The sequence below is a fragment of the Lentisphaerota bacterium genome, from assembly GCA_016873675.1.
Lineage (GTDB): Bacteria > Verrucomicrobiota > Kiritimatiellia > RFP12 > JAAYNR01 > VGWG01.
Map to the genome: position 1 here is coordinate 1 of VGWG01000081.1, position 11,837 is coordinate 11,837.

Annotated in this window: 7 protein-coding genes; 6 read left to right on the forward strand and 1 reads right to left on the reverse strand. The window is 62.4% G+C overall.

Going from position 1 to position 11,837, the window contains the following annotated elements; genetic code table 11:
- Positions 1–209 precede the first annotated feature (209 nt).
- The 6 genes from FJ222_09635 (at position 210) to FJ222_09660 (ending at position 9,701) form a co-directional block, all read left to right on the forward strand.
- Complete coding sequence (locus FJ222_09635; protein ID MBM4164683.1) at positions 210–1,190, forward strand: IS30 family transposase; 981 nt, start codon at positions 210–212, stop codon at positions 1,188–1,190.
- A gap of 1,551 nt (positions 1,191–2,741) precedes the next feature.
- Entirely contained in the window at positions 2,742–3,041 is a 300-nt protein-coding gene (locus FJ222_09640) for a hypothetical protein (GenBank protein MBM4164684.1), read from the forward strand.
- Positions 3,042–3,099: 58 nt separating this feature from the next.
- Complete coding sequence (locus FJ222_09645) at positions 3,100–3,600, forward strand: hypothetical protein (GenBank protein MBM4164685.1); 501 nt, start codon at positions 3,100–3,102, stop codon at positions 3,598–3,600.
- A 115-nt stretch (positions 3,601–3,715) separates the two neighbouring features.
- Positions 3,716–5,020, forward strand: coding sequence for a TolC family protein (locus tag FJ222_09650; GenBank protein MBM4164686.1), 1,305 nt, complete (start codon positions 3,716–3,718; stop codon positions 5,018–5,020).
- Positions 5,017–6,576 (forward strand): efflux RND transporter periplasmic adaptor subunit, encoded by a 1,560-nt coding sequence (locus tag FJ222_09655; GenBank protein ID MBM4164687.1) that lies wholly within the window; start codon positions 5,017–5,019, stop codon positions 6,574–6,576. Before FJ222_09650 ends, FJ222_09655 begins: the two co-directional genes overlap by 4 nt.
- A gap of 17 nt (positions 6,577–6,593) precedes the next feature.
- Entirely contained in the window at positions 6,594–9,701 is a 3,108-nt protein-coding gene (locus FJ222_09660) for an efflux RND transporter permease subunit (protein MBM4164688.1), read from the forward strand.
- Positions 9,702–10,610: 909 nt separating this feature from the next.
- Here the strand turns inward: FJ222_09660 and FJ222_09665 are convergent.
- Positions 10,611–11,837 (reverse strand): hypothetical protein (locus tag FJ222_09665; protein ID MBM4164689.1); only part of this gene is annotated, 1,227 nt, incomplete at its 5' end.

Genomic DNA, 11,837 nt, shown 5'->3' on the forward strand with positions numbered 1-11,837 from the left:
TGCATTGCCCCCGCGCCCCTCTTCCGCCAATGTAATAGACTACGCCCGCCTGCGGGGGCAATCAGTGCATCTGCAACAGTTTCAGCAGACTCTCGTCAAGATGGTGTCCGTGCCATTCCTTGTACGCCGCGCGCGCGACCGGCCAGTGCAACACTTAGGGTTTTGAAAAAGGCCACGCGGTGAAGTACACTTCCTTCATGTGATCAAACATGGAAGGAGACAAAGTGACTTACGACCGCGTGACCGAGATAGAGCGTAGCCAGATTTACGTGCTGAGGCAAGAGGGAAAGGGAAACAACGCGATCGCCCGGGCCATCGGCCGGAACAAGGGCACCGTCAGCCGCGAGGTGAGGCGCAACAGAGGGCAGAGAGGCTACCGGCACCAGCAGGCGCAACGGAAAGCCGAGGAACGTGCGGCGCGTCCTGGGCCGAGACGGTTCACCGAGGAGGTGAGGCTGGACGCGGAGGAGAAGCTCAGGAAGGGCTGGACGCCGGAGATCATCTGCGGACGGGCCGAACTCGAAGGGCGGGCGCACGTGTGCAAGGAGACAATCTACAAGCACGTGTACGAGGATGCGAAGGTTGGCGGCGACCTGTGGAAGTGCCTCCCGCGGGCGAAGCGCAAGCGCAAGCGGCGCTGCCCGCGGCAGGAGGGACGCGGGCGCGGTATAATCCCGGGGAGGCGGGGGATCGAGACACGCCCGCCCGAAGTCGAACAGCGGATCACGGTCGGGCACTGGGAGGGCGACCTGGTTGTCGGGGCGAACGCGACGGGCTACCTGGTGACGCTGGTGGAGCGGGTCACGCGCTTCACGCTTGTGGGCTGGTCGCGGACCAAGGAGGCGGACGAGGTGGCCGCCGAGGTCATCCGCCTGCTCGGCATGATCAACGTGGCCTGCACGGGGATCACGTTCGACAACGGCAAGGAGTTCGCCCGGCACGCTGAGATCGCCTCGGCCCTGAAGGCGGACGTGTTTTTCGCCCGCCCGTACCACTCTTGGGAGCGCGGGACGAACGAGAACACCAACGGGCTGATCCGGCGCTTGTTCCCGAAGAGCGAGTCTTTCGCGGCGATGGGCGCGGCGGATCTGCACAGGATCGACATCTTTCTGAACGACCGCCCGCGCAAGTGCCTTGCCTGGCAGACGGCGAGGGAGGTGATGGCCGCCTTCCTTGCCGCAGCCGCGTGAGCGGCGTCGGCCAGGAAAGGGTGATGTTTGTTTTTCTCCCCCAGCCCCCCGTCCGGCGGAATACCGCCGGACGGGGGGCTGGGGGAGGCGGCCCTCCCGTGCCCTCGCGGCCCCTCCGCAGCCCCCGCCGCCCGCCCTGCGCTTGTAAACTCCGCCGTCCTGTGTCAAAATGAACCCGTTTTCACACGAAGGAACGAATTCCCCGCCAGCCAGTAGCCAGTGTTGCACTGGCTACTGGCTGGCGGGGGTGACATTTTATGATCACATGCAGGAGCAAAGCAAGATTACGATTACGATTATGATTATGATTATGATTAAGTAACCCTCATCAGAACTGCCATGCGCCCCGGGCGGAGGAGGCGGGCAGCGGGAGATTGACTTTGTATGGGGCTTCAGGGTACGCTTTGCCCCATTCCGTGGTGCGTGTGGCTCTGCACACGCAACCGAAAACACTTGGTCTTGGCGGTGACGTTCCTGACCGCCTACATCCTGTCGTCGTTCGGATTCAGGGTGTTCCTTGGACTGGCAATGCGTGGACTGGGAAAATGACTGAATTGCGATCGGGATAGTGCAGGTTCCCTCGCGTTCCGCTCGGAACCTGACTTTTGACGTTCGCCGAAAGGAGGGATAAGGATGAGAGCACGCATAGTACAGGGATCAACGCTCTTGGCTGCCGCTCTTACGGCATGCTTTTGGACGAGCCTCGTCTCGGCCGAGGATCAAGTGCCGATGCTGACCCCAGACGGATATCCGAGTCTACGAACGTCGGGGAAACGAACTAATCCAGGCTGATTTCCCCGTCTCCGCAGAGCAGTTCATGAAGTTCGTCAACTCGGCCCTCCCAGAACACTCCATTCTGGAACTGCACCGGTTTCTCAACGTTAGATCAGAAGAGACCACATCGAACCACGTCTCGGATGCGACTTCGGAACCCGCGCCGGGCGCGGCTTCCTCATCGCATCAGCCCTGACGTTATGGTGCCGTATTCGGGGCCCTTGCGTGTAGTCGCGCAAGGCACCCATAAGCCCACCATTATGCGACGCTGGCGCAAAGCCCCGCAGGGGTGCCCCGCCGTCGGGCGGCGACCGGACTGGCAGGGCAAACGGAGATGCTGAGGCGCGCCTGTGCCGGGAATGCGGCGGGTGGCGGCGGCAGGAGGTGACGAAGAGAGCCGCGGAGCGGCCCCCCAAGCGTAGCGCGGGAGGTATGCGGCACCGGCGCGGCGGCTGGCGGAGTACAGCCGCGAAGCGGCGTTACATGGATCTCCGGCGCGGCAGAATATGCGCCGAAAAAATACAGCGCGGGAGCGTCAGAGGCGGGGGCCGCGTCCGCGAGCGGACGGGCACGGCGCGTGGCGCGTCCAAGGGCGCCTTGCGCCCGTGCCCGCGTAGTCGCGGGCTGGCCGCGCCTGCGCCGGGACCGGAACGCGAAAGGTGCCATCAGCGCCGGCGGCGCGGGCCTCGCCGACCCCCGCGCGGAGCGGGCATACAGCGCGGAAGCGCGTTACAAACACTTGTTGAAACGAAGCGTGTTGCAGAGGGGGTGGTTGATATGGCGGACGGAAAATTTGAACTGGGGCAGTCGGGAAATCCGGCGGGGCGGCCGAAGGGGATTCAGAGCGGGCGGATGAAGGCACTGGGGGCGCTGGACCGGATCACGGCGAAGGAGGCGAACGTGAAGATCATGGAGCGGGCGCTGGAGAAAGCGCTGCGCGAGAAACCGCTGTGGTTCTTCACGAACATCGTCATGCCGCTGCTGCCCAGGGAGACGCGGGCCGCTGTCGAGGCGGGCGACCGGGTGATCGAGTGGCGCGGGCTGATGGGGGTGGGGAGTGCGGAGGTAGGAAGATAGGGCGGTCGTGCGAGGAATACAGTCCTTCGACCCGCCCGCCGCTACACTAAGGAGGCTCTTGCAAAACCCTGAACAGGCTGACAGTGGTGCAGGCGTCTCGCCTGCAATTCCAAGGCTTTTTCGTAATTCTGGCAGGCGAGACGCCTGCACCACAAGGGTTTTGCAAGAGCCTCTAAGTAGAAACGCCTTTGTGGCGGCGTCGGAACATACAGGAATAACCGACAAATTCTGGGGAAAGCCTACGGAAGACGATGTTGACAAGCATGCTTTCGTGTGGTACCATCTTCACGTGTTTTCGTCCGTAAAGGCTGTTGCAGTAGCAGTGACCGCGCTGTTTCTTATAGCGTCGGCTCTGTCTTTTGCCAGTCACGATCATGCGCATGAGCATGATTCCGCTTCGGAGATCGCAACACATTGCTGCTCGAACGTGGAAGCTATGTGTGATTATCCCGCTGTATATGTGGGTTTCCCAACCGTCGCGCACGTCACGGTGGTTGAAGATGTCTTCCACGAAAGATTGAGCATAGTCGAGATCTATCGACCTCCTATCGTCTCCTGATCGCCTCTCCGTATGCATTGTGTCCCGGATTTATTCCGTCGGCTTTTGCTGACGTGTTTCCGCAGACCATGCAGACAGACCTATCACAGGCAACGTATCACGATCAGGAGAACTCATGGCAGGAAGATTTGGATTCTTCCGCACGACGTTAGCGCTGGCTCTCGCAGCCAATACCATAACTGTTCGTGCGGACGCTCAGAATGAACAAGAAGCAGCAGGCCCCCTGGCGCTTCAGGAGGCGATCGATTTTGTTGGCCGGCTCAATCCGGGCCTGACCGCCGCCGCCCATGATGTGCTGGCTGCCGAAAGCGCCGCCCGTCAGGCCGGCGTGCGGCCTAACCCCGAGATCGAAATCGAGGCCGAGGACTTCGGGGGGACGGACAGCCGCGAGGGGTACGATGGCGCCACCACGACCGCCGGCATCAGCCAGCGGATCGAACTCGGCGGGAAGCGATCCAAACGCCAATCGGTGGCCCGTGCGGAAGCCCGGCTTACCGGATGGGATTACGAAGCCTCTCGCCTGGACATCCTGACCCGTACCAAGCAGGCGTTTGTGGATGTGCTCGCGGCCCAGTGCCGAGTCGCCTTGGCCGCGGAGGCGCTGGCGCTGGCCGAAGACGTGCGCAAGGCGGCTGCCGAGCGCGTGAAGGCAGGCAAGGTTCCCGAACTCGAGGCGATCAAAGCCGCCGTGGAGGTGTCCTCCGCCGGCATAGCGCGCGACCGGACCAAGCGGGAATTGGATGTCGCCCGCAGACTGCTTGTCGCCAACTGGGGCAGTGCAACGCCGCGCTTCACCAACGCCGTCGGATCGCTGGACGATGTCGGGGACGCGGCATCCCTCGATTCTCTTGCCGCCGCCGTGGAGCGGTCGCCGGAAGTGGCCCGTTGGACCGATGCGCGTCTGGCCGCCGCGGAATCGCTCAGGCTCGCGAAGGCTCAGCGTGTCCCGGATATCACGGTGAATGTCGGCGTCAGACGATTCGATGAGGACGGCACGCATGCGGCCGTCGCCGGTGTCGCACTACCGCTGCCGCTGTTCGACCGTAACGCGGGTGGGATCGCCGCCGCGCAACACTGCGTCGCGGCCGCGGAGCAGAAGGAGCGCGCCGCCCGTCTGCTGGCCGCAACCAGCCTCGCCGAGATTCACGGCCGTTTCGACACCGCCCGCTCGGAAGCCGTGGCCATACGGGACGGTTTGATTCCTGCCGCGCAGAAAGCGTTCGATGCCGCGCAAACCGGCTACCGTCAGGGGAAATTCGGCTTGCTTGAGGTACTCGATGCGCAACGAACCCTCAACGACGCCAAAGCCGGCCATCTGGAGGCCCTCACCGCCTATCATAAGGCGGCGGCGGATATGGAACGGTTGACCGGCACCCCACTCACTGCAACTGAACAAACCAACGAACAGGAAGTGAAATGAATATGTGCACTTTTAGCAGAACGATTGGCGCAGGACTCTGCGCCCTTCTGGCGATCACAAGTGGATGCGGCAAGAATGAGATCGGCAGCACGGCTGGCGGCGTCCAGCCCGAGACGGTGACTGCAAACAACACGAATGGGGCGGCTAGGATTCCGGTTACCAAGGAACAGGTGACGCGTTTCGGGATCATGATCGCACCTGCCATAACAGGCACGGTGGTCAGGAGTCTGCAGGCGCCCGGCGAGATCAAGACGGATGCGGACCGCGTGGCGCGCGTGGTCCCACTGGCGCCAGGCATTGTGCGCCAGGTGACGAAGACGATCGGGGACCGAGTTCAGGCTGGCGAGATTCTTGCATGGATCGAAAGTGCCGAACTGGCCGCGGCAAAGCTGGATTACTACGCCAAAGTGTTCGAGGCCCGGCGCTGCGAACTGCGGGTGCCGCAGGCAAAGGCGATTTTCGAGAACACGTCGCGGCTCATCGCGCTCCTGAAGGACGGGGCTGGAGATGAGGCACTCGGCAAACTGGACGGTTTGGAGATGGGTGCCTATCGCGGACAGTTGCTGACCGCTTATGCGGCGTATCGTGCCGCCGGGAAGATCCACGCACGGGAGACCGGGTTGCGCGCCAGCGCCGTCAACAGCGAACAGGATCTACTCTTGGCCGAAACCGCCCTCATGCAGGCGCGGGCGACGTTTCACGCCATGTTGAATACCGCCCGTTTCGAGGTGTTGATGGCCTATACGGAGGCCCTGAAGGAGCATCAAACCGACGATTTTGACGCCACCGCCGCCGAGACGCGCCTGCGACAGAGCGGAGCCGACGATGAGGTTGTTGCGGGTTTGCGTGCTCTTGTACCCGAGGTCGGGTACTTGCCGGCGTGCCTGAGTGAGGATTCCACCGGCGCGGAGGGCGGGGCGCATTCGGTGAAGAAGGCGCTGGGTGCAAACGAACGCTTCGCGTGGTATGCGCTGCAGGCGCCGCTTGAAGGGACCGTGGTGGAGCGGCGTATCGCGTTGGGCGAGTCGCTCGAAACAACCGCGGAAGTTTTTACCGTTGCCGATCTTGCCCGCGTCTGGGTGGACCTCGCGCTAAACCAGGACAGCATGTCGGACGTGCGCGTGGGTTACCCCATGACGATCCGCCTTTCCGACGGAACGACGCGCGAAACGACCGTGCAGCATGTATCTCCGGTCGTTGATCCACAGACGCGTACAGTGACGGTTCGCGCCGTATTGAGCAATGACGGCGGGCTGTTGCGCCCCGGCACGTTCATCGAGGCTGCGATACAGATACCCTCCGATCGGCAGGCGGTGCTTGTGCCCACGGATGCCGTGCAGCTTGTCTACGATCATGCCTGCATATTTGTCTGGGGCGATGGCGCGTTTGAATTGCGGGAGGTGCAGACCGGCACGACCGACGGCATACAAGTCGAGATCCTGCGGGGGCTGCAGGCCGGCGAGCGAGTTGCCGCCGTCAATGCCTTCCACCTGAAGGCGGAGCTGATCAAGTCGGCCGCAGGCGACATGGGCGCAGGCCACGGCCACTCGCATTGACATAAGGACGCATTATTATGATTGCCAACATTATTCACCTTGGGCTGCGGCACAAACTGCTCGCCTTTATAACCACGGTGGCACTCGTTGCCATGGGAGTGTTCTCCTTCTCCAGGCTTTCCATCGACGCCTTCCCGGATATCAGCCCGAATCTGGTCCAGGTGTTCGCCGAAGTTGAGGGCATGGCGCCGGAAGAGGTTGAACAGCTCGTCACCCGTCCCGTCGAGACCGCCATGCGCAGCGTTCCCGGCGTCGAGCGACTTCGCTCGGTCTCCTCGCTGGGGCTCTCGACGGTCAACGTCTACTTCGATGACGACGTCGACATCTACCGCGCCCGGCAGTTGGTCTCGGAACGTCTCAAGGTCGCCGAGGAGGGCATTCCGAAGGGCGTCGAAATGCCCCACGGGCTGGAGATGGGCGCGGTGGCCAGCGGCACGGGAAAGATTCTCGCCTACTATCTTGAGGCCAAGGGCCAAGACATCACGGAACTGCGGACGCTGCATGAGGCGATCGTTAAGCGCGGCGTGGAGACCGTGCCAGGCGTAGCCAAGGTGCTGAGTCAAGGCGGTTATGTCCGACAGTACGAGGTCGAGCTTTCTCCCGAGAAACTGCTCGCGTACGGGTTGAGCATCTCGGATGTCAGCGATGCCATTGCTCAGAACAACGCCAATGTCGGCGCGGGTATCATTACGCGTGGCAGCGAAGAGTTGATCGTGCGTACCTTGGGGCGCCTCGGCACGACCGAGGACATCGCCAACACCACCGTCAAGAGCGTGGATGGCAAGCCGGTGCTGGTGAAGGACGTTGGCGCGGTCACACTGGGCCGCGCGTTCCGCCGGGGCGTGGCCATCCTGAACGGACGCGAGGAGGTGGTCGGCGGCGGCGTCTACAAACTCCATCGCGCAAATTCCTTCGAGGTGATCCGCCGTCTCCGTGCCCGCCTGGCGGAGATCGAGCGCACGCTTCCCGATGGCGTGAAGATCGTTTCCTACTACGACCAGGCTGACCTTGTGGCCGGCAGCATCAAGACGGTACGCAATTCCCTGCTGCTGGGGCTTGTCTTCGTGTCGGTCGTCGCGTTTCTATTCCTCGGGAACCTGCGCAACGCACTGATCATGGTCTGCTCGATGCCGTTCGCGCTCCTTTTCGGCATCGTTTGCATGGAACGTGTGGGCATGTCGGGCGACCTTATCTCCCTCGGCGGGATGGCGATCGCGCTCGGCATGCTGATCGACGCCTCGATCATCATGGTGGAGAAACTCCAGACGGCGGCCGGAGCGCCCGCCGGGGAGCGGGAGACAAACGCCGCCATTCTGCACGCCGCGCAGGAAGTGGGGCGCCCGATCGTCTTTGCCGTGGCCGTGATCTCGGTGGTGTTCCTGCCGATATTCACGCTGGGCGAGATCGAGGGCAAGATGTTCCGCCCCCTGGCGTTCGCGGTCGTTGCCACGATGGCCGGATCGCTGCTCTACGCGCTCCTGGTTGCGCCGCTTTTCTTCCGGATTCTGCACCGCATGGATCATAAACGCGCGGGCCATGGCCCCGGACGGATACTGAGCCGGGTGCTGGGGCGCTATGAGCAATCGCTGCGCGGGGCCGTAGGGCGACCGGCGGCGCTGCTTGTCGCCGGTCTCCTTCTCATGGCGTGCGGCACAATCGGGTTCCTGCGCCTGGGCCGGGAATTCGTGCCCACGTTGCAGGAAGGCACCATCAACTGCTACGTCCACATGAATCCCAACGTCTCGCTGGAAGAGATCAAGTCGGTCTGTTCAACCGTCTCACGCATGGCCGCCGACATTCCCGAGATAGACCAGATTGTCGCCGATATCGGGTATGGGGAAGTCGGCCCGCACATGCACCACACCAATTACGGGTGCATTACCATCACACTGAAGCCGCGACGCCTCTGGCGGAAGCAGAGAAGCCAGCAGGAAGTGGTGGCGCTGCTGGATCAACGGCTGCAGGGGCTGCCGGGGTTGGCCATTGGCTTCTCGCAACCCATTGCCCACGAGGTGGACGGGCTCATCGCCGGTTCGGGTGCGCAGGTGGTGATGAAGATGTTCGGCGACGACATGGAGCGGCTGAAGCGTCTCGCAGTCGAGGTAGAAAAGGCGGTGGAGGCGGTGCCTGGCGTAGCGGATCTGCGGGTGGAACAGACCGATGGACAGACGCAGGTGCAGGTTATCCTGAACCCTGCGCAATTGGCACGCTACGGTCTGAGCAAGGATGCGGTACAGACGGTTGTCCGGCAAACGCTGACCGGCGATGTGGTCGGGGACATCATCGAGGGCGAGATCGCCTCGCGCATTCTGGTGCGATTGAGCCGCCGCTACACGGAAGATCGCGAAGCGCTCGGAAGCCTGCTGATTCTTACGCCCTCGGGGTCGCATGTTCCCCTGAGCAGCCTGGCGGCAATCAAGACCGTGACGGGCTTGCGGCAGATCAGCAGGGAGAACACGCAACGCTACATCTCCGTGGAATGCAATGTGCGCGGGCGCGATGTGGGCACGTTTGTGCGTGATGCACAGGCTGCGGTTGAGCGTGCGGTCACATTGCCACCGGGATACCGGGTATCATGGGGCGGGCAGTTCGAGCTGCAGCAGGCGGCCAATCGCCGGCTGGCGATCGTGATGCCGATCACCCTGGTGCTGGTGATCGTGATGCTCTACGGCCTGTTCGGATCGTTGAGAATGGTCTTGCTGATCGTGCTGAACATACCCTTGGCCATGGTCGGTAGCGTTCTGGCGCTGGCGGCATTCGGACAAAGCGTCAGCATTCCAACGTCTATCGGCTTCATTGCGCTTTTCGGCGTCGCTTTGACCGACGGTGTAGTCCTGATCTCGGGATTGGAACGGCTGCGACAGGAAGGGATGGCTTTGCAGGAAGCGATTGTCACCGCCTGCCGAGCCAAATTCAGGCCCATCCTGATGACCTCGCTGACCACCGTGCTCGGCCTGCTGCCGGTGATCATGGCAACGGGCACGGGATCGGAGGTGCAACGCCCGCTGGCGATCGTGGTGGTCTTCGGGCTGGCCACGTCCACGGTTGTCACGCTGTTCGCCGTTCCAACGGCATACTGCTGGATCGAGAGGAAATGGCCGCGCAAGCTGCCGCGAAGCCTATAACAAGAGAAGGAGAATCGATGCAAACGACACGAGAATGAGCGCCATGCAGACAAAACGAGAATGAGAACCATGCAGGAAACAGGAAAAGGAGAAACCATGCAGATAACACATGACGGAAGATCAACACGCACCGCAGTACGTATCATGTCCGCACTGGCCATTGCCACATGGCTTGGCGCGGGATGCGGTAAAGCCGAGAAAGCTGAACCGCGAGCGCCCGAAGCGCCCAAGCCGGTTGAAGCGCCCAAGCCGGTTGAAACGAAAAAGTGGGAGCCAGAAACGGTGCAACCGTCGAAAGCGCCAAGCGGCCACGGACATAGTCACGGTCCGGGTGGCCATTCACACTAAGCGGGATTCATCCTGCGGATACTCGTGATTCCGGGGACGGGCGTCTGCGCGACTCGCTCCGCCGCCAGGTCAAACCTGATCGCCGTCACAACGTGTTGCATCGTTTCCGTCAAGGGCGCCCGCGCCGGGACCGGAACGCGAAGAGGCGCCTACGGCGCCGGCGGCGCGGGCCTCGCCGACCCCCGCGCGGAGCGGGCATACAGCGCGGAAGCGCGTTACAAACACTTGTTGAAACGAAGCTGAAATGCTGAAATGCTGAAAACTGAAAAATGGGAGGAAAGGGCGGGGCTGTAATGGGGAAAGGGAAAGGCGGACTCGATTCTAGCGCGAAAGAACATGCGGTTTGATGCCAGTACGGCGGACGGAAGCAAGGATAGTGCAACTGCTGGTTTTCTTACCCTCTCTTCGTCTTCATTCAATCACTTTGTCATCAACGGGTTGCGCGATCACGGGCGGCGGGGACTGGAGAGAAGACCTGAGCCTTGATAGGCCCAAAACCCGATGGCAATCCGGCCAAATCAACCGAAGCGCTACGACGCCAGTTCGGGGAAATCTACGATGTCAATTAGGCCGGTAACAGTGCAGTACCTCGCTTGTTACATCATCTACCACAACAGATCGGCCTGTCTCAGGATGCACGTAACGTGTGGCTGTGTTACCGGAATTGACCTTGTTAGGCGCAGTGAACTGTTTTCCGCCTGACATCGCTTCGTCGATCTGTTGGGATGTCCAACCACGTTGCTGCATCTGGTTTTCCAGTTTCTGTAACGACTTGTGGGTGCCCGGTTTCCAGACTGGTCTCTTTGCGGCCATATTCCCGACCACCTTCGTCACCCCATTTATAGCAACCCCTGTCCCAAACATGATAGCGCCGCTCATGAACATGGTTGCCATTCCCTGGCCGCCGGCATAGGCCGGGTTACACGCCTGCTCCTCGTTCTCCGGGGCGACGGCATCCTCGGCACCGGCAAGAAGCAGCAGCACGGCAGCTACAACAATGGGGTTCTGGCCATCCGGATCCGAATAGTTCACCGGGTCGTTACCGCAGAACACATACTGGTTCAGCCCGCCTTCGATCCCGATGGGGTCGTTGGAGAGCCAGCGGCCGGTCACGGGGTCGTACCAGCGGGCGCGGAAGTGGTAGAGGCCGGTGGCAAAGGAGTATTCGCGCCCCTGGAATAGAAAGCGGTTGCCGATGGCGGATTGGGCCATGGACGCGCCTTCGCCGTCGTAGATGCCGAGCACGCGGCCCCAGGCGTCGTAGTCGTAGGACTCGGCGACGTTGCCCGATTCGTCGACCCACGCCCAGACGGTGTTCTGATGGTCGCGGAGGGCGTAGAAGGTGCGGGGGACATCGCCGGTGTGGATGGTCATGGCGACCAGTTCGTCGATCTCCGGGCCGTAGACGTAGCTGCGGACCACGCCGCCGGTGGCGTCGAGGTCGGCGAGGAGGTGCGCCCCGTCGTAAAGGTGGAGGTTGGTTACGCCGCCGGCCTCGGTCCACATGCGCCGACCGAGCGGGTCATAGCCGTACGACTCGGCGGGCGCGCCGTTGGTGGCGGCGGCGGTGAGGCGGTACTGCGCATCCCAGGTGAGCGTCCGTTCTTCGCGGCAGGAGGGGCCGCGATAGACCGTCTGCGTGACGCAGCCCGTAGCGTCGTTTGTGGCGGGATCCTCGCTGCTGAAGCCCGAGACCTGGAAGGTCCAGGTGTTCGTGCGGGTGACCTCCCAGCCCGCCAGCCGATCGCCAGTCCCCGCCGTGTAGGCGACGCCGAAGCGCGCCGTCTC

Bases quoted from the DNA above. Each gene is read 5' to 3' on its own strand.
- FJ222_09660 (MBM4164688.1), top strand. From the start codon at position 6,594: ATGATTGCCAACATTATTCACCTTGGGCTGCGGCACAAACTGCTCGCC.
- FJ222_09635 (MBM4164683.1), top strand. From the start codon at position 210: ATGGAAGGAGACAAAGTGACTTACGACCGCGTGACCGAGATAGAGCGT.
- FJ222_09650 (MBM4164686.1), top strand. From the start codon at position 3,716: ATGGCAGGAAGATTTGGATTCTTCCGCACGACGTTAGCGCTGGCTCTC.
- FJ222_09640 (MBM4164684.1), top strand. From the start codon at position 2,742: ATGGCGGACGGAAAATTTGAACTGGGGCAGTCGGGAAATCCGGCGGGG.
- FJ222_09655 (MBM4164687.1), top strand. From the start codon at position 5,017: ATGAATATGTGCACTTTTAGCAGAACGATTGGCGCAGGACTCTGCGCC.